This window comes from Brachymonas denitrificans (assembly GCF_907163135.1).
In the GTDB taxonomy this organism is placed as follows: domain Bacteria; phylum Pseudomonadota; class Gammaproteobacteria; order Burkholderiales; family Burkholderiaceae_C; genus Brachymonas; species Brachymonas denitrificans_A.
In genome coordinates this window covers 1,838,033-1,858,666 of sequence record NZ_CAJQUA010000001.1, presented here as the reverse complement: position 1 = coordinate 1,858,666, position 20,634 = coordinate 1,838,033, and the positions used below count along the sequence as shown (strand labels likewise).

19 protein-coding genes and 1 tRNA gene are annotated in these 20,634 nt (G+C 65.9%); 7 read left to right on the top strand and 13 right to left on the bottom strand.

Going from position 1 to position 20,634, the window contains the following annotated elements:
* Positions 1-20: 20 nt before the first annotated feature.
* The 5 genes from KKQ75_RS08640 to KKQ75_RS08620 all read left to right on the top strand — a co-directional run bounded on the left by KKQ75_RS08640 (position 21) and on the right by KKQ75_RS08620 (position 3,713).
* Complete coding sequence (locus KKQ75_RS08640; protein WP_213361564.1) at positions 21-1,205, top strand: MFS transporter; 1,185 nt, start codon at positions 21-23, stop codon at positions 1,203-1,205.
* A 76-nt stretch (positions 1,206-1,281) separates the two neighbouring features.
* Complete coding sequence (locus tag KKQ75_RS08635; RefSeq protein WP_213361563.1) at positions 1,282-1,932, top strand: DUF1415 domain-containing protein; 651 nt, start codon at positions 1,282-1,284, stop codon at positions 1,930-1,932.
* A 109-nt stretch (positions 1,933-2,041) separates the two neighbouring features.
* Positions 2,042-2,908, top strand: a complete 867-nt coding sequence (locus KKQ75_RS08630) for a class I SAM-dependent methyltransferase (protein WP_250131044.1) — start codon at positions 2,042-2,044, stop codon at positions 2,906-2,908.
* 198 nt (positions 2,909-3,106) lie between these two features.
* Positions 3,107-3,370 carry a DUF2789 domain-containing protein gene (locus KKQ75_RS08625; protein WP_213361559.1) on the top strand — a complete coding sequence of 88 codons (264 nt, stop codon included), beginning with the start codon at positions 3,107-3,109 and terminating at the stop codon, positions 3,368-3,370.
* Between the two features lie 82 nt (positions 3,371-3,452).
* Complete coding sequence (locus tag KKQ75_RS08620; RefSeq protein WP_213361558.1) at positions 3,453-3,713, top strand: DUF2789 domain-containing protein; 261 nt, start codon at positions 3,453-3,455, stop codon at positions 3,711-3,713.
* A gap of 88 nt (positions 3,714-3,801) precedes the next feature.
* Here KKQ75_RS08620 and KKQ75_RS08615 read toward each other — a convergent pair whose 3' ends face one another.
* The gene (locus tag KKQ75_RS08615; RefSeq protein WP_213361557.1) at positions 3,802-4,155 is read right to left on the bottom strand and encodes a four-helix bundle copper-binding protein; all 354 of its coding nucleotides are present in this window, start codon (positions 4,153-4,155) and stop codon (positions 3,802-3,804) included.
* 184 nt (positions 4,156-4,339) lie between these two features.
* Here KKQ75_RS08615 and KKQ75_RS08610 point away from each other — a divergent pair, with 184 nt between their 5' ends.
* Positions 4,340-4,645: a hypothetical protein gene (locus KKQ75_RS08610; protein WP_213361556.1), complete on the top strand. Its 306-nt coding sequence runs from the start codon at positions 4,340-4,342 to the stop codon at positions 4,643-4,645.
* Between the two features lie 69 nt (positions 4,646-4,714).
* Here KKQ75_RS08610 and KKQ75_RS08605 read toward each other — a convergent pair.
* From KKQ75_RS08605 to KKQ75_RS08575, 7 genes are all read right to left on the bottom strand, one after another.
* Positions 4,715-4,789, bottom strand: a tRNA-Arg gene (locus KKQ75_RS08605).
* 100 nt (positions 4,790-4,889) lie between these two features.
* Positions 4,890-5,447 (bottom strand): VUT family protein, encoded by a 558-nt coding sequence (locus tag KKQ75_RS08600; RefSeq protein ID WP_213361555.1) that lies wholly within the window; start codon positions 5,445-5,447, stop codon positions 4,890-4,892.
* 20 nt (positions 5,448-5,467) lie between these two features.
* Positions 5,468-5,929, bottom strand: a complete 462-nt coding sequence (locus tag KKQ75_RS08595; protein WP_213361553.1) for a hypothetical protein — start codon at positions 5,927-5,929, stop codon at positions 5,468-5,470.
* 39 nt (positions 5,930-5,968) lie between these two features.
* Entirely contained in the window at positions 5,969-7,276 is a 1,308-nt protein-coding gene (guaD, locus tag KKQ75_RS08590) for a guanine deaminase (RefSeq protein WP_213361551.1), read from the bottom strand.
* Positions 7,277-7,531: 255 nt separating this feature from the next.
* The gene (locus tag KKQ75_RS08585) at positions 7,532-8,074 is read right to left on the bottom strand and encodes a MarR family winged helix-turn-helix transcriptional regulator (RefSeq protein WP_213361549.1); all 543 of its coding nucleotides are present in this window, start codon (positions 8,072-8,074) and stop codon (positions 7,532-7,534) included.
* 112 nt (positions 8,075-8,186) lie between these two features.
* Positions 8,187-12,779 carry a translocation/assembly module TamB domain-containing protein gene (locus KKQ75_RS08580; protein WP_213361548.1) on the bottom strand — a complete coding sequence of 1,531 codons (4,593 nt, stop codon included), beginning with the start codon at positions 12,777-12,779 and terminating at the stop codon, positions 8,187-8,189.
* Entirely contained in the window at positions 12,779-14,938 is a 2,160-nt protein-coding gene (locus tag KKQ75_RS08575; protein WP_213361547.1) for an autotransporter assembly complex protein TamA, read from the bottom strand. Before KKQ75_RS08575 ends, KKQ75_RS08580 begins: the two co-directional genes overlap by 1 nt.
* A gap of 462 nt (positions 14,939-15,400) precedes the next feature.
* On the opposite strand from KKQ75_RS08575, the gene KKQ75_RS08570 reads away from it, so the two are divergent.
* Positions 15,401-16,099, top strand: a complete 699-nt coding sequence (locus KKQ75_RS08570) for an outer envelope protein (RefSeq protein ID WP_349772152.1) — start codon at positions 15,401-15,403, stop codon at positions 16,097-16,099.
* Between the two features lie 26 nt (positions 16,100-16,125).
* Here the strand turns inward: KKQ75_RS08570 and KKQ75_RS08565 are convergent, their stop codons facing one another.
* From KKQ75_RS08565 to KKQ75_RS08545, 5 genes are all read right to left on the bottom strand, one after another.
* Entirely contained in the window at positions 16,126-17,310 is a 1,185-nt protein-coding gene (locus KKQ75_RS08565) for a vWA domain-containing protein (protein WP_213361546.1), read from the bottom strand.
* A complete protein-coding gene (locus KKQ75_RS08560) occupies positions 17,304-17,921 on the bottom strand; it encodes a GNAT family N-acetyltransferase (RefSeq protein WP_213361545.1) in 618 nt (205 codons plus the stop codon). The genes KKQ75_RS08565 and KKQ75_RS08560 overlap by 7 nt, the downstream gene beginning before the upstream one ends.
* 100 nt (positions 17,922-18,021) lie before the next feature.
* Complete coding sequence (locus KKQ75_RS08555; RefSeq protein ID WP_213361544.1) at positions 18,022-18,870, bottom strand: AAA family ATPase; 849 nt, start codon at positions 18,868-18,870, stop codon at positions 18,022-18,024.
* Between the two features lie 157 nt (positions 18,871-19,027).
* Complete coding sequence (locus KKQ75_RS08550) at positions 19,028-19,903, bottom strand: PPK2 family polyphosphate kinase (protein ID WP_213361542.1); 876 nt, start codon at positions 19,901-19,903, stop codon at positions 19,028-19,030.
* A 27-nt stretch (positions 19,904-19,930) separates the two neighbouring features.
* Positions 19,931-20,368: a DUF1841 family protein gene (locus tag KKQ75_RS08545; RefSeq protein WP_213362733.1), complete on the bottom strand. Its 438-nt coding sequence runs from the start codon at positions 20,366-20,368 to the stop codon at positions 19,931-19,933.
* Positions 20,369-20,634: the final 266 nt, after the last annotated feature.

The following is a 20,634-nucleotide window of genomic DNA, read 5'->3' as shown; positions in this document are numbered from 1 at the left end:
CCGCGGAGGCGCCCGGCGGCATGCGCGCCGCGTGGATCGTGATGGTCACGGGCGTCTGTGCCGCCATGATCATTGGCAAACTGCCGCCGGCCGTACCGGCCCTGCAGCGCGAGCTGGGCATGACGCTGATGGAGGCGGGCTTCCTGTTGTCGCTGGTGCAGGTGGCGTCGCTCAGCATGGGCTTGTTCCTCGGGCTGGCGAGCGACCGCTTCGGCCTGCGCCGCTCCATGCTCACCGGTCTGGGTCTGATGACGCTGGCCAGTTTTGCCGGCGGCTGGGCGCACAGCGCATCCGTGCTGCTGGTGCTGCGTGCGTTCGAGGGGCTGGGTTTTCTGCTGACCTCCTTGTCGGCGCCGGCCGTGCTGCGCCGGCTGGTGCCGCCGGAGAGGGTCACGCAGGTGATGGGCATCTGGGGCGCCTATGTGCCGTTCGGTACGGCGCTGGCGATGCTGCTGGGGCCGGCGGTGATCCTGGCGGCGGGCTGGGAGGGCTGGTGGTGGCTGATCGCGCTGCTGTGCGCGCTCTGCCTGCTGGCCGTGTGGCGCTGGGTGCCGCCCGATCCGCCGCAGTCGGCGCAGCCAGCCGGTGCCGGAGGCTGGACGGGCAAGCTGCGCCTGACGCTGTCCAGCGCGGGGCCGTGGCTGCTGTTTCTTACCTTTTGCGTCTATGCCGCGCAGTGGATGGCGGTGATCGGTTTTTTGCCGACCATCTATGCCCAGGCCGGCGTAAGCGGCTGGACGCTGGGCGTGCTGATGGCGCTGGTGCCGGCGATGAACATCTTCGGCAACGTGGCGGCGGGGCAACTGCTGCACCGCGGGGCGGAGCCGGGCACGCTGCTGATCACGGGTTTCGCGGTGATGGCGCTGGGGGCCTGGCTGGCATTTGCCGGGCTGGAGCTATCCACGGCGGTGCGCTATGGCGGCATGCTGCTGTTCTCGCTGTTTGGCGGGTTGGTGCCGGGCACGCTGTTCGCCCTGGTGCCCCGGCTGGCGCCGGACGGCAGCCTGATTTCCAGCACGGTGGGCTGGATGCTGCAGGGTTCTTCGCTCGGGCAGTTTTCCGGGCCGCCGGCCGTGGCCTGGCTGTCGGGCCTGGTGGGCGGCTGGCACTGGACCTGGGCGGCGACCGGTGCCTGCGCGGTGCTGGGCTGCCTGCTGGCCACGCGTTTCGGCAGGCTGCGCAGCGGATCGCCAGTACGCCGCTGAGGTCGGCTGTGGCGAACGCGCTCGGCGCCGAGGCAGCCTATGCCCCACCGAACCCGCTGCGTGGCACAATGCGCGCATGACTACCGAACTCGCCGCCACCGTCGTCGCAGATGTCCGCCACTGGCTGGAACAGGCCGTGATCGGCCTCAATCTGTGCCCCTTTGCCAAGGCCACCTACGTCAAGGAGCAGGTGCACTATGCCGTGTGCGGTGCGCAGACCGAGGACGAGGCGTTGCAGGCCGTGCACGACGAGCTGATCGCGCTGATGGAAACGCCGATGGACGAGCGTGAAACCACGCTGATGATTTTCCCGGCGATGTTCGACGACTTCCTCTATTTCAACGATTTCGCCGGTGCGGCCGACGACATCCTGGCCGATCTGGGGCTGGAGGGCGAACTGCAGATTGCCTACTTCCACCCGCGCTTCCAGTTCGACGGCACCGAGCCGGAGGAAATCAGCAACGCCACCAACTGGGCGCCGTACCCCATCCTGCACCTGCTGCGCGAGGAAAGCATCGACCGTGCGGTCGAGACCTATCCCGAGGTGGACGAGATTCCCGAGCGCAACATCGAGCTGCTTGAGCACCTGGGCGTGAAAGGCTGGAACAAGCTGGGCATCGTCACGCGCGTGAGTGCGGACGAGTGGGTGAAGCATTGCCCGGTGCATGGCCAGGCCGCGGGTGTGGAGGAGCCGGATACGCCGGACGAAGAAGGTCGCCATGGCTAAGCCGGAGCAAGGTGGCCGGACGCAGCGCGGCACCGGAGCTGCAGCCGCTGAGCGAGGTGCTGCTTCCGGCGCACGAGGAAAGGGGGCCAGGTTGTCCAAGAGCGACGCCATGGCCCGTCAGGTGCAGGAAGCGCTGCGGCCGGGGCAGTCGGTCGAACTGCTCAAGGAGCTGCACATCCTCACGCGCGAGGGTGGGCTGAACCAGGACTCGCGTCGCAAGCTCAAGCAGGTATACCACCTGTTCGGCTTCATCGAAAAAATCCTGCTGCAGCTGGAAAGCAGCGGTCGAACCGACATCACGCTGGCTGACCACGGCGCGGGCAAGTCCTACCTGGGCTTCATCATCTACGACCTGTTCTTCCGCCAGCGCGAGGCGGGCACCATCTACGGCATCGAGACGCGGCAGGAACTGGTCGAGAAGTCGCGCGAGCTGGCCGAGCGGCTGGGTTTTGCGCGCATGCGTTTTCTGCCGCTGACGGTGCAGCAGTCGGCACAGAGCGACGCATTGCCGGCGCAGATCGACGTGGTGACGGCGCTGCATGCCTGCGATACCGCCACCGACGATGCGATTGCCTTCGGCCTGCAGAAGCAGGCGCGCCACATGGTGCTGGTGCCGTGCTGCCAGGCTGAAACGGCCGGCTTTCTGCGCAGGCACAAGGCGCTGAACCTGTCGCGCACGCCGCTGGCCGAGCTGTGGCGCCATCCGCTGCATACGCGCGAGATGGGCAGCCAGCTGACCAACGTGCTGCGCTGCCTCTACCTCGAATCGCAGGGCTACAGCGTGACGGTGACCGAGCTGGTGGGCTGGGAGCACAGCCTGAAGAACGAGTTGATCCTGGCCGAGTACACCGGCCAGAAGAAGCGCAGCGCGGCTCAGCGCATGCACGACATCGTGCAGCAGTTCGGGCTGCAGGAGCTGCTGGCGGTGCGTTATCCGCTGGTGGCGGGCAGTGCGCCGGCGCCCGAGATGGCGTGAGCGAAGGAGTTCCGCTCGTCAGCAGGCCTTGCTTCCCGGCGCCTGCCGGCTTTTCTTGAAACTCTTGTCGGCATCCGGCATCGCGAGTATCCCCAATCTCCATGGCGTTATTGCAGGCCCGGTTTGCAGCGCCGCGTGTGCCGCCTAGTATCGGGGCATGCGCCTGTGGTGGCGAGCCCTTTGCATGGAGGAGAGCTTATGTACACATCCGGCTACGATATGCCTGACCTGTTCAAGCAACTGGGTCTGGAGCATGACCAGGCGTCCATCGATGCGTTCATCCGTCGCCACAACCCGCTGGCGGAAGGGGTGCGCATCCACCAGGCTCCCTTCTGGAACGAAAGCCAGGCGCGTTTCCTGTGCGAGGAAATCGCGCGCGATGCGGCCTGGACCACAGTGGTGGACGAACTGTCGGAGCGTCTGCGCTGCTGCCTGCCGGCAGCCGGATGCGATTCTGTCTGACACGCGGCGGCAGGACCCCCGCGTAGAGTGGTGCGTGTGACCGGCCCCGTTCGGCCTGGCCGGCCATGACAAGGAGATCACCATGTATACCGACAATCTCGACATGCGCGCCCTGTTTGACCAACTGGGCCTGGAGAGCAGCGATGCGGCCATCGAATGCTTCTGCGCACAGAACAAGCTGCCCGACGGTCTGCCGCTGCATCAGGCCGCCTTCTGGAGCGAATCCCAGGCGCGTTTCCTGCGCGAGGAAATCGCCTGCGATGCGGCCTGGGCACCGATTGTGGACGAACTCAATGCGCTGCTGCGCGGCGCGCCGGAGGATACCGATTCCTGCCGGATTTGATGGCGGCAGGGACGCCGACACGGGTCCGCTTTGTTCATGGAGCCGCTGCCAGTGCAAAGCGTGGCCGGCAGAGGGTCGCTGTGTTGCGTCAGTGTGCGGCAGCCATGGCACGGCAGGCTTCGGCACAGGCGCGGCAGGCACTGGCGCAGGCCTGGCAGTGCTCCATGTCGTTGCGGGCACATTCGGCGCCGCAAGCATCGCACACCTGGGCACACAGTTCGCACAGCGCAGCCGCATGCTGGCGGCCGCGGGCGGTGAAGGCGGCACACAGGCGGCAGATCTGGGCGCAATCGATATCGCTGCGGATGCAGGCCGCCATGGCGGTGACGTCGGCCTCCTGCAGGCAGGAAGCGGCGCAGAAATCGCAGGCCTGGGCGCAGGCATTGCAGGCGTCGATACAGGCCTGCATGGCGGGAGAAAGCGTATGGGGGGCGTGTTGCATGAGGGGCTCCTCGGTCGGGATAGGAGCTTCTACCGTAAACCTGCGGTGTCGGCCGGTACTGTAGGACGTTGCCGCGAGCCCGCTGCAGTGCCGTGCGGCGACTGTGCTTGGGGTTATCCTCATCCGGAAGGACAGCAGGCCACGGCATGATGTTCCCGTATCGAATCCATTGCAGGAGCTAGTCATGACGCTTGCCCATCCGATCGCCACCGAACACGACCTCCTCAGGCCCGAGCGCAATTGGGACCGCCACCCCCTTTACCTCACGGTGCAACCCGATCCGGACATTGAGGGACAGTGGGAGTGGGTCATCGTGGAGCGGGATGGCAACGAGATGATCATGCATGCCGAATCGGAAGGCAGTTATGCCGTGTTTGCCGATGCCCTGCGCGCGGGAGCCGTGGCCTTTGCCGTGCACGCGGGGCAGGATTATGAGGATGAGGCGGCCGACCCGGTGGGGAATGTGGCTGGGGTGGGGTATACCGAGTGACTGCACCTCTCGGAATGTCGTTGCCTGAACGAAAAAGCCGGAGAGCATGGAGGCTTCCGGCTTGCAGGGTGGTACCACCGACAGGAATCGAACCTGTATCTAGCGCTTAGGAGGCGCTCGTTCTATCCATTGAACTACGGCGGCATACCAGATGGCGCCGCTCGGGCGTCAACAAGCGCGTATTGTAAGGCCGTTGTTGATTGGGGAGTGAACGAACGCCATTCTGTCGTCTCAGGGTGCAGGGTCAGTGTGCAGCCGGTTTGACCATCACCCGCGCCATCAGCAGCCGGAACGGCAGCAGCAGGCCCACGCCGAGCACCAGCTTCACGCCCAGGTCGCCCAGCGCCCAGGTGACCCAGGGCTCGGCCACGCCGGCAAAGGCGATGCTCCAGAACAGGAAGGTGTCCAGCAGCGCGGCCAGCAGGGTGGCCACCAGCGGTGCGCGCCACCAGCTGCCCGCGCGCAGGCGGTGGAACACGCCTACGTCCAGCCATTGCGACAGCAGGAAGGCCGTGCCCGAGGCGACGGCAATGCGCACCGGCGCCAGCACCAGCGAGGCGGCCACAGCCACGGCAAAGCCGACCCAGACCACGCGCCGTGCCGCGTGCGGGCCGTGGGCGCGGTTCATCAGTTCGGTCACCAGGAAGGCGAAGGGATAGGTGATGGCGCCCCAGGTCAGCCAGTCGTTGATGGGGTATTGCACCAGGATGTTGGAGGCCAGCACCACTGCGGCCATGTAGGCTGCGGCGATCAGGAAGCGGGGCAGGGTGGGCGCCACGAAGGTGCCGGAAACAGCTTGCATGGGAGTATTGAAATCAAGAGTCAGGCGGCTTTGCGCGAGGTGCGCCAGTATACGTACAGAAGGGTGGCCAGCAGCATGGCCAGCGGTAGCACGTACAGGGTCTGGCTCACGGCGAGCGTATCGCCATGGCGCATCAGGTAGCCGGGGATGAAGACGAGGAAGGCACCGGCCAGGAACTGGCTGCCGTTGACCAGCGCCGCCGAGGTGCCGATGTAGCGCACGTCGACGGCACTGCCGGCGATGGCGAAGGGCAGCATGGAGGTGCCGGTGAAGAAGCCGAACAGGAACAGCACCGGTCCGGCCACGCCGATCTGCTGGATGGGCATGCCGACCAGCACCAGCAGCAGCAGGAGCTGTCCGGCCAGGCCATAGCCGAGCGCGCGCACGTCGTCATGCCAGTTGCGACCGAGCCAGCTGAAGAACGGGGCACCCAGCGCCAGGCCGAGCCAGCTCAGGGCGATGGCCACGTTGGCCTGGTTCATGGTTTTACTCCTTGTTATTGTCCGGGCGACGCCACGCGCTTACTGCGCGGCGTAGACTTCCTTGCCGGCTACGTAGGTGGCTGCGATGGCGCGGTCATCGGCCAGCGTCATCTGGATGAAGAGGACTTCTTCCAGGCTCTTGGCGTAGCGCATGCGGTAGTCGATGATGGGCGTGGATTTGAGGTTGATCACGGCCAGGTCGGCTTCCATGCCGGGTTCGATCGAGCCGATCTTGTCGGCCAGGCGCAGGGCCTCGGCGGTGCCGCGGCTGGCCAGGTAGAAGGCGTGCAGCGAGCTGTAGGGCGCGTTGTTCATCTGCGCGGCCTTGTAGGCTTCGTTCATGGTCTGCAGGATCGAGAAGCTGGTGCCTGCGCCCAGGTCGGTGGCCAGACCGATGCGCACGGGACGCTCGGTGCTCTTGAGTTTCTTCACGTTCAGGCAGCCGGAGCCCAGAAAGAAGTTGGACGTCGGGCAGTGCGCGATGGCGGCGCCGGTTTCGCTGAACACGTTCAGTTCGCGCTCGGTCAGGTGGATGCCGTGGCCGTAGATGGCGCGGTCACGCAGCAGGCCGTATTTGGCGTAGGCGTCGGTGTAGTCCTTGGCGTCGGGGCACAGCTCCTTCACCCAGGCCACTTCGTTCACGTTCTCGGAGACGTGCGACTGGATCAGGGTGTCGGGGAATTCCATGGCCAGCGCGCCGACGGCTTCCATCTGCTCGGGCGTGGAGGTGGGGATGAAGCGCGGGGTGATGACGTATTCGGCGCGGCCGTTCTTGTGCCACTTCTCGATCAGGGCCTTCGATTCGTCATAGGAGCGCTGGGCGGTGTCGAGCAGCTCCGGCGGGGCGTTGCGGTCCATGCAGACCTTGCCGGCCATCACGCGCATGTTGTGCTTGGCGGCTTCCTCGAACAGGGCATCGACCGACTGCGGGAAGATGGTGCAGTACACGGTGGAGGAGGTAACGCCGTTGCGGAACTGCTCCTTGATGAACACTTCGGCGACTTCGGCGGCATGGTCCTTGTTGGCAAAGCCCTGCTCGGCGATGAAGGTGTAGTTGTTGAGCCAGTCGATCAGCTGCTCGCCGTAGGCGGCAATCATCTCGGTCTGGGGATAGTGCACGTGGCTGTCGATGAAGCCGGGAACGATGATGCTGTCGGTATAGGCCTTGACGGGGACATCGCCCAGCGTGGGCAGGATCGCGCTGGCGGCTCCGGCCTGCACGATCTTGCCGTCTTCCATGACGACGATGGCGTCGGACTCGTACACCATGCATTCGGACATGTCGTGGAAGAACGGGTCCTTCTTGAACGTCAGCATGGCTCCGCGAATAGCTGTCTTGGTACTCATCTCTGATCTCCTGGTGTTGGTTGAATACGAACTCTGAGTGCGTTCATGATGCTCCGGATTTATCTTGATATCAAGATAAATGGGCGGAACTTTTTATCTGCTGCTACCGGGCAACACCGGGTTGCCATGGAGCTGGAGGGCGTGATGGAGAGATGCCCCTTGTGTCTGGCCGGGTGGGGCTGGGAATTTTCGGCGCGAGGAAATGGCTGCGCCAGTGCCTGGGCAGCGAAGGAGACGGTCTGGAGACGCGGAGGGTCAGGCGGCGGGGAGCAGGCTCAGTTCGCCGGGGTTCTCGAGGGCCACAAGCAGGGTGGACAGGCGGGCATTGAGTTCTGCCAGCATGTTCGGCGGCATGACCGAAAGCAGGCGGCGCTCGTTCTCGATATGCTTTTCGACTGCGCGGTCGATCAGGTTCAGGCCTTTGTCGGTCAGCTGCACCAGCATGCTCCGTGCGTCCTGTTCGTTGGGAACGCGGGCGACCAGGCCGCGCTGTTCCATGCGCTTGAGGCGGTGCGTCATCGTGCCTGAGGTAACCATCAGTGTGGAAAACAGCGTGGTGGGAGTGAGACAGTAGGGCGCACCGCTGCGTCGCAGCGTGGCCAGCATGTCGAACTCCCAGTAGCTCAGCCCGAACTGCGACAGGCCGGCTTCGAGATACTGTTCCAGCAGGGCCGCACAGCGCTTGATGCGGCCGATCGGGCCCATGGGGCGGGCATCCAGATCGGGACGCTCACGCTCCCAGTGTTTGAGGATGAGGTCGAGCGAGTCAAACTGCTTGTGGTGTGCGGCGGGTGTCATAGTATCTTCATTTCAAGCTATTTCATTGGGCCCATGATAGACTCTTTGCCCATTTTTGGGAACCATTGCCCAACACGTCAATGTGTCAATGCGTCTGTCCGTCTGCGGCCGCTCAGTCATAGCTGATGGTGTAGATCAGGTCGATGGCGCTTTCCGTGCCGGTTTCGCCACGCAGCTTGAGGCGGCGGCTCAGGTCGTAGAAGAAGTAGAGCGTGCCCATGGTGGCATCCAGTCCGCGCTCGTAGGCCACATAGAAGTTGCGCGAGAAGCGCTTGCCCAGCGTGACGCTGCCGGAGGCCACGCCGTTTTCGCCGCCCTTGAAGGAGAGTTCGTCCAGGCCCAGCGCATCCGCCAGTTCGCCGGTAATGCCGCGGCCGCTGCCCGAGAGCAGGGCGAGCGCTGCCTGCTGCAGCAGCGCGGCATCGGCCGCGCCGGCGGAGGAGCGGCCCAGCACCAGCCAGGAGAGTTTTTCGGAATCCGGCATGGCGGGGTCGGAGAACAGCTGTACCCAGGGCAGCTGCGCGGTGCCGCGCACATGCACGCCGACGCGCATCTCGTCGAGGTGCGGGCGGATGGCAATGATGTCCAGCGTGGGGTTGTCGAGCGCGCCGTTGAAGGTGATGTGGCCGCGCTCGACCTGCAGGTCCTGTCCGTAGGCACGGAAAGTGCCACGGTCGGTGCGGATGGTGCCGGTGAGGCGCGGCATGGACTGCAGCGTGGGGCCGTTCACCACGCTGAGCTTGCCGCGCAGGCGCGTGTCCAGGCCGCGGCCGCGCACGCGCAGGTCATCGCCCAGGTCGATCTCGATGTTGATGTCGGGCGTGATGGTGGCGTTGGTGCGGGCCATGCCGGCCTTGACCCTGGGATCCTGCAGCACGGCGCGGGCTTCGGAGTTGGTGGCGATCAGGGTGCGCGTTTGCGGCGAGGCGGCCTTCGAGCCAGTGCGGGGTGCAGTGCCGGTACTGGCGGCCGTGTCGGTTGTTGCGTTCCCGTTGCCGGAGGCGGCTCGGGTACCGCCACTGGTGCCGGTATTGGCGCCCGAACGGCTCGGCTTGATCACGATATCGCTGCTTTCGGCCGCGGCAGCCATCCGCTCCGCTTGCGCCGGCTGCGCCAGCACGGCCTTGGGGTGCTTGCGGCTGGGCAGCACCACCACATCATTGTCGAGCTTGGGTGCGGTATCGGTCGGCAGCTCGATCAGCGCATGGTCGACCTTCAGGCCGCCGCGCATCACCAGCCGCAGGTTGGCCAATTGTGTGCTGACGTTGCCGGAGAGCACGATCTGGCGCTCGGGCATGCTGGAGAGCTGCAGTTCGCGCAGCTGCGCGTTCAGGTCCATGCGCATGGATTGCAGCAGCGCGCCGCCACCACCCCATTGCACATTGCCGGTGATGGTGGCCGAGCCGCCGGCGCGGCGGTTGACCGTGGGGCCTTGCAGAGAGAATTCGTCGATGTCCAGACGCTGGCCGCTCAGGCGCGTGCGCAGGCGGCCGCGACTGAACTCGATGCCGTCCACCACCGAGCGCACGCCCAGGTCATCGGCATTGAGCGTGCCGTGCACCAATGGAGCACGCAGGGTGCCGCCCAGCGTGGTGTCGGCCTGCAGCGTGCCGCGCAGGCGCCAGCCCGGCGGCGCGAACATGCTCCACAGGCCCATGCGCGGCAGGTTGGCCTGCAGGCTGCCGCTGAGCGGGGCGTTGTCGGACAGCGTCCAGCCGCCACCGGCGCGCGTGAGGCGGGTGTTGACGAGCGCATTGGCGGTGCCGGCATTGCTGCTGTCCCAGGTCAGCTTGCCCTGGATGGCACCACCGTTTCCTGTGATGTCCAGGCGCGCGGTGCGTATGCCGGCCTGCACGCGGCCGCGTGCGCCCATGCCGCCGGCCTGCACGATCAGGTCGCCCTGGCTGCGTTGCAGCGTGGCGTTGATGCGCATGGCGTTGCCGAGCTGCACGTCCCAGTTGCCGGCCAGGGTGAGGTCGCCCGTCAGGCCGGAGCCGCTGATGGAACTGCTCATCAGTGCGTCCACCCATTCCAGCGGCACTTCGCTCAGGCGGCCCTTGCTGCTCAGCGTGTAGCCACCGCCGCTTCGCACGTAGTGGATCGGCTCGGCCAGGATGTGTGCGTTGCCCGGTACGGAGCCGGTCAGGTCGATGCGAAAGGCGCCGGTTGTCGCTTGCAGGGTGTTGCCGGATTGCAGCAGGCGGATCTGCACCGGGTTGGCGAGGGCAGCCTGCCAGGCCTTGTTCTGCAAGGTATCGCGCAGCTGCAGTTGCGTGGCCTGCAGGTTGGCCTGCCAGCCGTTGGCCAGCTTGCCGCCACTGCCGCGCAGCGCCACGCGCATGTCGCGCGTGCCTTGCTGCATCTCGCTGCGGCCCTCGATGGCGGCGTTGGCCAGTGTGCCGTTCACACTCAGGCGCGTGTTGCGCAGGTAGGTGGCGGATTCTGCCGGCTGACCGGCGGTGTTCAGGGTGAGGGCGGGGGCGTCGAGCAGGGCGTTCAGTTGGAGGTTGCGCCCGTTGTTCTGCCAGCCGCCGCGCCAGCTGCCGTCCAGCCGGATGCTGCCGCTGGCGATCTGCTTGCGCAGGCCTTCGGTGCCCGGCCATTGCTGCAGCCAGTTCAGGGTTTGCTGCAGATTGGCGATGGCCAGTTGCAGCCTGCCCTGTCCGTTAGCCTCGCTCAGCATGCCCTTGACGCTGCCACGGGTGCCGGGCAGCGCGAGGTCGAGATCGGCCTGCGCGGCCTTGGTCGGCACCGAGTAGCTGCCGCTGCCTTTCAGTTCGGCATCGTGCGAGCGGGCCAGGATGCGTGGCAGGGTGACGGTGTCGTTCTGCCACTTTCCCTGCACGTCGATCACATCGACGGCCAGGCCCTTGGCCGCCTGCGCGGCGCGGCCCTTGCTGTCGCCGTCCGAGCGCAGCAGGATGGTGAAATCGACGGGCACCTGGGCCAGCGCCTGGCCGCTGGTCAGCGGCGAACTGGCTTTCAGCGCTCCGCTGATCGGGGCGGCGGCCAGTCGCGTGTCGATCAGGCCGGGGTTGAGGTGGCTGACGGTGACGTCGCCGGTCCAGCCTTGTTCCGGCAGGTAGCGGCCGCTGCCTTGCAGCGTGCCGCCGTTGCGGCCCTGGTTCAGCAGCAGGCGCTGGATGTCGAGCGCGCCGCGCTGGTAGTGCAGCTGGGCATCGAGCTGGCTCAGGGGCAGCAGGCCCTTGTCCCAGGCGCCTGCTTCGTCGTTGCTGGCCTGGATCCAGGCTTTCCATTGCGTGTCACCCAGGAAGCCGAGCATGCCGGGAGCCTGGCTCGCTGGCGGGGCCGAGGCGGGGGAGCGGGGAACATGGGGTGTGGCTTGCGCCACCTTGCCGGACGCGACCGGCTCCAGCGCCAGCGCCCCGTGCAGGCGCGTGCGCGGTGCGCTCGGCCAGAAGGCCTGCACGTCCAGTTGCTGCCATTGGGCGCGGGCACGGGCCAGCGGCTGGGTTTTCCAGGGATGGACACCGGCCTGCAGCTGCAGGCGCGTGCCTTGCGTCGCAGGGACTTCGGCTTGCGCTTTGGCGGCGGGGGCAGGGGCCGACGCCTGGCCCCCGGTCGCCGCAGGAATCAGCTGCAAGGGCACCACGGTCGCATCCACATCCAGCAGCGCATCCGGCCCGGCCAGCGTCCCGCGGATCTGTGCGCTGGCCTGCAGGCGCTGCGCCGGCATGCTGTTGCTGGCAGGCAGGTGCAGCAAGCCCCGGGCGCTGATGTCGGTGCGCATGGGAGCCTTGCCATCGATTCTGGCATCGGCCTCGTAAGTGCCGTTGGCTACGGTCAGGCCATCCAGGCGCAGGGTGTGCTGCGCCGTGACGCGGTCGTAGTCGTAGCGCCCGTGCAGGTTGGTGATGACGGTATCGCGCGCGGGGACGGTGGGTGCGGGCGCTGCCTCTGCAGGCAACAGTTCCTCGCCGCTGGCTGCCGAGGCGGCGAGCCCGGCCGCAGAGGCGACCAGCTCTGCCGGTGTGGCGGCACTGCCGGACACGGCCGGCGCCTGCAGGCGCTTGCGCTGGACGGACTGCTCCCGCCTGTCCTCGGCGCGCTTGGCGGCCGAAGCCTTGGCTGCTGCCTCTTCGGGCGACTGGTACTTGATATCCTCATCCTGCTGCTTGCCGACGATGCGCAGCGTGTCGATCCGGAACGGCAGTTCCACGCTGACCGGCAGCGTGAACGACTGCAAGGCTTGCTTGGGCGCAGTGACCGGCTTGGCGATGCGAGTGTCCTGCAGCGTGGCGGTGCGCACGTGCACCTTGCTGAAGCGCGTCGCGCGGTCCCACAGGGCGGCCAGCTCCCAGCCCACGTCCACATTGTCGAGTGTCACCACCAGTTCGCCGCCGGTGTAGCCGCCTGCGTCGGTGCCCTGGCTGGTCCAGATCAGGCGGTCGATATGGCCGCCCTGGCGCACGGTGCCACTCACGCCGTCGGCTTGCAGCGTCATGGTGGAGGGCATGTAGCCCTGGATGATGTGCAGTACGGTAGCCAGCGACTGGTCGCGTGCCGACCAGTACCAGACGCCGGTGCCGACCAGCCCGATCAGCAGGATCAGGCCGAAGATGGACCAGGCGCTCCAGCGCGCGGTGCGCCGGGCGGCGCGGCCCAGACGCTGGCGGCGCGTCAGCGCGGGCGGTGCGTCGCTGGCAGCTGCAGGGTCGACGGGAGGAAGAGGCGCCTTTGCCATCAGAACGTGAATCCCAGGTTCATGTGCAGCCGCACCTTTTTGCTCTGGATGCCGTAGGCCACCGACATCTGCACCGGCCCCACCGGGCTGCGCCAGAGCGCACCGGCACCCACGCCCACCTTGAGCGGGCGCAGGTCCTGCGGGCGGTTGGCGACCGAGCCGGCATCCATATAGACCACCGTATCCCAGTCCGACGGCTTGCCGCGCAGGAACAGCGGACGGCGGTATTCCAGGCTGCCGGCCACCATGTAGCGGCCGGGTTCGCCGTAGCCGTCGCCGGAGTCCACCCCGATATCCTGGTAGCCATAGCCGCGCACGGTGGCATCACCGCCGGTCAGGAACAGCAGGTTGTAGGGGATGACGGCGTCCTGCTTGGCATAAAGCCCTGCCCCTTCCAGCCGCACCACCAGTTCGCCGTTGCGGCGCTTTAGCACGCTGGAAGCTGTCGGCGCCTGCAGCAGCGGTTGCGCACTCAGGCCTGCGGCATTGCCGGTGGCGATGGCCTTCAGGTCCTGACGCAGCGGCAGTGCCTTGCCCACGCCTTCGCGCAGGCCCTCGTCCAGCGACAGGAAGCCGAGGTAGCGTGCGGCAAAGCGGCCAAATGGTGTGCGCTGCGGCTGCAGGGTAAAGCCGCCGCCCACCTCCAGCCCGATGCCGTAGCCGCTGGTGGGATAGGTCTGGCTGTTGAAGCGGCGGTAGGTCCACACATAGTTGGCGCTGAGCGCCTGCGACGCTTCCTTCTCCCCATCGCTGAAGCGGGTGCTGCCGTGGTCGTACTGCAGGTAGTAGGTGCGGTCGATGCTCTTCTCGAGCTTGGTGCGGCCGAAGCGCAGCTGTTGCGTATTGAAGATGATGTCGTCGTACTTCTCGCGCGTGACCGAGGCGTTGGCCAGCCAGCGCCAGAGCTTGTCATCGGGCGGCGCCAGCAGGCTGGTGCTGAAGGCCTGGCGCACCTTGTCCACCTGCAGCTTGTTGATGCCGCGCCAGCCGAAAACCGGCTCCTTGTTGTGCGTGTGGTCGATCGAGACGCGCGGCCCGCGATCGGTGCTGAAGCCAACGCCCAGCACCAGCTTCTGCAGCTTGGCCTCTTGCACCTGCACCAGAACCGGGGCGTTTTCCGGGTTGGATTCGGGGGTGGTGTCGATGCTGACGAAGGCGCCGGTGTAGTAGCCGCTGTCGAGCAGGCGCTGCTGCGCATCGACCATGTCGCGCTGCTTGTAGTCGGCGCCGGGCCGCACGCGCGTGAGGCGTTCGATGATGACCGGATCGTAACGCTCGGCGCCCTTGATCTGCACCGGGCCGTACTTGTACACCGGGCCGGAGTCGTAGTCGATGCGCAGGTTGGCGCTGCTGGTATCGGGGTCGATTACGGCCTGGCTCTCGGCCAGCTTGGCGGTGGGGAAGCGCTCAGCCTGCAGACCCCGCAGGGCCAGCGTCTTGGCATCGCTCCAGGCCGTTTGCGTGAACGGGTCGCCCTGCGGCAGGCCCCAGCCGTTGTAGATCTCGCCGAGCTGGGGCAGGGCGGGCGGGTAATTGGTGATGGCGCCGCCAAAGGTCAGGTCGACCTGCTGCACCACGGTGCGCGGGCCGGGCTCGACCGTGATCACGACCTCGGGCAGCGGGCCGCGCGCTTCGGCGGTGGTACTGGCCACGTGGGCCTGCAGTTCCTGCCGGATCTCGGGCGTGAAATAGCCTTGCGTGCCCAGCAGCTGGCGGATATTGGTTTCGGAGTTGCTCAGCAACTGGCGCAGTTCGGCATCGTCCAGGTCGGACACCTTCTGGTAGCGCTTGAGTTCCAGATGACGCTCCAGCAGCGTGCGGATATCGTCGTCGGGCGATTCGATGCGGATGTCGAAGGACTTGCCTTGCGAAACGGGGGAGAAGGCAGGGTCTTCGCTCGCGGGCGTCGTGCCCTCCGCACCGGTTTGCGCCAGATCGGCAGCCGGCTGCGGCTGGGCGGAACGGGTGCTTTCTGTGCTGGCGGGCTGTGGCGCCAGTTCGCTGGCCGTGGCCGCCTGGGCATGAGCGCCCGTGCACGCACCCGCCAGCACGGCTCCAGCCAGCAAGGGGAGGGGCAGGGGCCAGGGCAGAAAGCGGCAGGACGAAAGCGTGGATTGCAAGGGACTGGACAGGCGGGCAGTGGCTGGAGCAGTGGCCATCGAGCGCGCTGCAAGAAAAAAGCACGCACGCGCGACCCTGCCTCGGGGCAACGCACACTGTAGCGCATTCTGCGTGCCTGTCTGGTGCCCAGATGTAAACAGGAATCCTTTCAGTCACCGTTTACGCAGGCGGCAGTGGCGGTGCCGACCGCGGACCAGGCTTCTGCCCGCGCTGACGGACTCCTTGCCTGTTGCTTGCCCGATAGGGCGAGCGTCCTGACAGCGCAATTTGTCTGACGAAGCAGACAAGCGCAAGGTGCCGGCTGGCACAATGCCCGGCGCGATTCACCGGGGCATGCGGATGCCCCGTTTTCTTTCCCTCAACACACCATGTCCCTCTTTACCCCCACGCGAGCAGCGCTTGCTGCCGCCCTGAGCATGACCACGCTGGCCGCCAGCGCCGCCGAATGGAGCGATTTCTCGCTCACCTATACCTACGGCACGCGCTAAAAGGAACCCTATGTGGCCGATGGCGCGCCCATCGCCAAGAACATCGTCACCGCCCGCTATGTGGATGGCGACAGCTGGGGCGGCAACTTCGTCAACCTCGACCTGCTGAAATCCGACGCGGTCGACAACAAGGCCACCGAGGCCTATCTGATCTATCGCCGCCTGTTCGATTTCGGCAAGATCAGCCAGAAGGACCTGAGCTTCGGCCCGGTCAAGAGCGTGGGCGCCACGGTGGGTTTCGACCTGAACACCAAGAACAGCCCCGAATACGGCTCACGCACGCGCACCTTCGTGGCCGGCCCGACCTTCATCATGGACGTGCCGCAGGGCTTTCTGAACCTGAGCGTGCTGGCGATGTGGGAAAGCAATGACCCGGCCGCAGCCAAGCTGCCCAGCCGCTACTGGTACAAGACGCACCCGGTGCTGGACTTGTCCTGGGGCATTCCGCTGGGCAACAGCAACTGGCAGTTCGGGGGCTACGGGCAGTACATCGCGGCCAAGGGGCAGAACGAGTTCGGCGGCCCGACTTCGCCCGAAACCCATGTCAATGCGAACCTGATGTATGACCTCGGCCCGAAATTCGGCCTGCGCCAGGGCCAGCTCAAGGCCGGTTTCGGCTATGAATACTGGCGCGCCAAGTTCGGCAACCCCGTCAGCGTGCCGGGCGCGACCGCGAAAACGCCCTACGTGAGCGCGGAATACCACTTCTGAGCCAGGAGGGCCCAAGGCCCCCGCGCTCACAACAGCGTCTTCATCCCCGTTTCCAGCCCCTGCAGCGTCAGCGGCACCATCTTTCCGTGCCCGACGATCTGCTGGATGATGTCGATGCTCTGCCGGTACTGCCACACGCCCTGCGGCTCGGGGTTGATCCAGATGTGCTTGGGGAAGGCCTGCAGCAGGCGCTGCAGCCAGACCGCGCCGGCTTCCTCGTTGTTGTACTCCACGCTGCCGCCCGGCTGCAGGATCTCGTACGGGCTCATGGTGGCGTCGCCCACGAAGATCAGCTTGTAGTCCTTGTTGTACTTGCGGATGATGTCCCAGGTCGGGAACTTTTCCGCATAGCGGCGGTGGTTGTTCTTCCACATGTAGTCGTAGACGCAGTTGTGGAAGTAGTAGAACTCCAGGTGCTTGAACTCGGTCTTGGCCGCGCTGAACAGCTCTTCCACGCGCTGGATGTGGTCGTCCATGGTGCCGCCCACGTCCATCAGCAGCAGCACCTTCACGGTGTTGTGGCGCTCGGGCTGCATGCGGATGTCGAGCCAGCCGGCATTGGCCGCGGTGGCGCGGATGGTGGCGTCCAGCGCCAGTTCCTCGTGCGCGCCCTGGCGCGCGAACTTGCGCAGCTTGCGCAGGGCCATCTTGATGTTGCGCGTGCCCAGTTCCTGGCTGTCGTCGTAGTCGCGGTAGGCGCGCTTTTCCCAGACCTTGACGGCGCTGCGGTTGCGGCTGGCGCCGCCGATGCGGATGCCGGCCGGGTTGTAGCCGCCGTGGCCGAAGGGCGAGGTGCCGCCGGTGCCGATCCACTTGCTTCCGCCGGCGTGGCGCTCTTTCTGTTCCTCGAGCCGCTTCTTCAGCGTTTCCATCAGCTCGTCCCAGCCCATGGCCTCGATTTTGGCCTTTTCCTCGGGCGTGAGCAGCTTCTCGAAGGTCTGCTTCAGCCAGTCCGCGGGGATCTCTTTCAGGATCTCGCCCACATGCTCGATGCCCTTGAAATACATCCCGAAGGCCTGGTCGAACTTGTCGAAATGGCGCTCGTCCTTCACCAGGCAGGTGCGGGCCAGGAAGTAGAAGTCGTCCATACTGCAGGCGTCGCTTTCGGGGCCGACCACATTGGCCTGCAGCGCTTCGAGCAGCGTCAGGAATTCGCGTACCGACACCGGTACCTTGGCGTTGCGTAACGCCTGGAAAAAGGGGATCAGCATGGGGAATCCTTGTAGAAGGCCAGGCGGTACAGCAATTGCGCCCTGGCCTCGGGCCATTCGCCGGCCGCCATGCTGTACATGACGGTATCGCGCACGGTGCCGTCGCGGCGCAGCGCGTGGTGGCGGATCACGCCATCCTTTTTCGCGCCGAGGCGCTCGATGGCGCGCTGGCTGGCGAAGTTGAAGTTGTCGGTACGCCAGCCCACCATGGCGGCCTTGAGCGTCTCGAAGGCATGCTCCATCAGCATCAGCTTGGCGGTGGTGTTCACATGGCTGCGCTGTACGCTGCGCGCGTACCAGGTGTGGCCGATGCACAGGCGGCGGATGGGGGCGTCGATGTCGTGGTAGCTGGTGGTGCCGAGCACACGTTCGCTGGCCTCATCCACCACGGCAAACGGCAGACGCGTGCCGGCCTGCAGCATTTGCAGGGCGGTGTCGATGTAGGCCGCTTCCTCGCCGGGAGCGGGCACGCTGGTGACGCGCAGCTTCCAGAGCTCCCCGTCGCGGGCAGCAGCAGCCAGTCCCTCGGCGTGCCGGGGTTCGAGCGGTTCCAGCCGCACGCCGTTGCGGCGCAGCGTGATGGGAAAGGTCCAGGTCGTGGCGTTGTTCATGGCGCGGCTCCGGTGATGGCGAAACGGGTTGCTGGTCAGCGCATCCTGCTGAGCAGCGATGACGGTTCTGTGACGCAGCCGCCTGCTTCGCCTGCGCGGCTCAGCGGTTGCGGTTCTGCATCGCCACCAGCTTGTCGAACAGGGCCAGGTCCTGCTCGTTCTTCAGCAGCGCGCCCAGCATGGGCGGCACCTGCATCTTGCCTCCTTCGCTCGCCTTGAGCGCCGCCGGCGGCACGTCTTCGGCCAGCAGCAGCTTGAGCCAGTCCAGCAGCTCGGAAGTGGAAGGCTTTTTCTTGATGCCGGGAATGCTGCGCAGCGTGGTGAACGATTCGATTGCCGCGCCCAGCAGTTCCTGGCGCAGGTTGGGGAAGTGCACTTCCACGATTTTTTCCAGCGTGGGCGTATCCGGGAACTGGATGTAGTGGAAGAAGCAGCGGCGCAGGAAGGCGTCCGGCAATTCCTTTTCATTGTTGGAGGTGATGAACACCAGCGGGCGGTGCTTGGCCTTGATCAGCTCGCGCGTCTCGTAGCAGTAGAACTCCATGCGGTCCAGCTCGCGCAGCAGGTCGTTCGGGAATTCGATGTCGGCCTTGTCGATCTCGTCAATCAGCAGCGCGACCGGCTGGTCGGCGGTGAAGGCCTGCCACAGCACGCCCTTGACGATGTAGTTCTGGATGTCCTTGACGCGGTCGTCGCCCAGCTGCGAATCGCGCAGGCGGTTGACCGCGTCGTACTCGTACAGGCCCTGTTGCGCCTTGGTTGTGGACTTGATGTGCCACTGCAGCAGCGGCATGCCCAGCTCGCTGGCGACTTCCTCGGCCAGCATGGTCTTGCCGGTGCCGGGCTCGCCCTTGACCAGCAACGGGCGCTTGAGAGTGATGGCGGCATTGACCGCGAGTTTCAGGTCGTCGGTGGCGACGTAGTGGGAAGAACCCTGGAATTTCTGCATGGTGGAGAATCCGTTGATCAGGCGATAAGAATGGGTTAGGTGAGGAAAGGCATCGCGGTGTGTCGGTACGTGTTGCCATTCGCACGGTAGTGAAAGCTGCCCCGCACGATGCTGCACACCGCTTGCCGGCATGGTGCCGCACGGCGGCAGCGCAGGCTTATTCGATTGTCAGCCCTTTCAGCTCCTTGTTCGGCGGCGGATAGTCGAGCTTCAGCTCCTTGAGCCGGTCGCGCACCAGTGTGCCGATCATCAGGTTGCGGTGCGTCTTGCTGTCCGAAGGGATGATGGTCCAGGGCGCCCAGGGCGTGCTGGTGGCGCCGAGCAGGGCGCCGTAGGCATCGCTGTAGGCATTCCACTGCTTGCGCGCTTCCAGATCGTCGAAGTTGAACTTCCAGTTCTTGGTCGGATCATCCACGCGTTCCTGCAGGCGCTCGCGCTGCTCTTCCTTGCTGATGTGCAGCATGCACTTGATGATGACGGTGCCGGTCTCGGTCAGCATGCGCTCGAAGTCGTTGATCTGGGCAAAACGCTGGCGCGTGGTCTTCTCGTCGATCCAGCCTTTGACCACCGGCACCAGCACGTCTTCGTAATGGCTGCGGTTGAACACCACGATGTCGCCGGCGCGCGGCATGGCCTGGTGGATGCGCCACAAGTAGTCGTGGGCGCGCTCTTCCTCGGTGGGGGCCTTCCAGCCCACGGTGTGCACGCCCAGCGGGCTGGTACGGGCGAACACGCCACGCAGCGTGCCGTCCTTGCCGGCGGCATCGCGCCCCTGCAGCACCACCAACACCTTGTGGCAGCGGCAGGCCAGCAGTACGTCCTGCAGCTGGTTGATCTCCTCGGCCAGCACCTCGACCTGCGCCTTGTCCATCTCCTTGTCGCCGCTGGAGTAGGGCTTGGCGCCGGGGTCGTAATCCTTCAGGTTGACCGGCCTGGCCTGTGCATAGGCGCCGTAGCCTTCACCGGCATCACCGCCCTTGGCGGGCGCGGGTTGCCATTCCTTCAGCAGCTTGCCGTTCTTGTTGTTGGCCATGGTGAATGTCCTTGTGCTCACAATAAATCAGTCCTGCGTGGCCTTGCGCTGCACGCAGTCGATATACGACTGCCCGTCCGGCGGGCGGCCGGCGCGCTGGCTTTCCCACAGCATGCGGCCCAGGCAGTCCATCACGGCGTGGTGCGCATCGTGCAGATCGCCGCGGCGCGCGGCCAGCAGCTCCACGGCCTGGCGGATGCCGCGCGGCTGGTCGATGCTGCACTGCTCGCTGATGGTGAGGTGCATGGACAGGTGCAGAAAGGGATTGGTGCTGCCTGCCTCGTCGGGCTGGTGCATGCTGGCGATGGCGGCGTCCACGTCGGCAAAGTCGGCGTGGTATTCGGGATGTTCGTCCATCCAGCCGGCAATCAGCGTTTCCATGGCGTCCAGCGGCTGGCTGGCGCGCCATTTGGCGTAGGTGGCGCAGAAGTAGCGGCGCACATCGGTCTGGCTGGGTTGCATCAACATGGGAAACGGCTCTCGCAATGGGTTCTGCGTCTATTCTTACATGCTTGCGCAGGCTGTGCAGGGCGCGACAGCGGCGGCGGCTGGCCTGTTTTCTGCCGGCAGAAACGAAAAACAGCAAAAAGCAATCCCGAACGACCGTTTTGCGGTAGATGACAACGCCGTTTAGGGGGTACAGTGCGCTGATGCCCCGCAGGGGCGACGCCCGGCCGGTTCGGGTGCCGTTGTCCATGGCCGGCACGCAGGCGCGGGTGCCGTGTTCACGA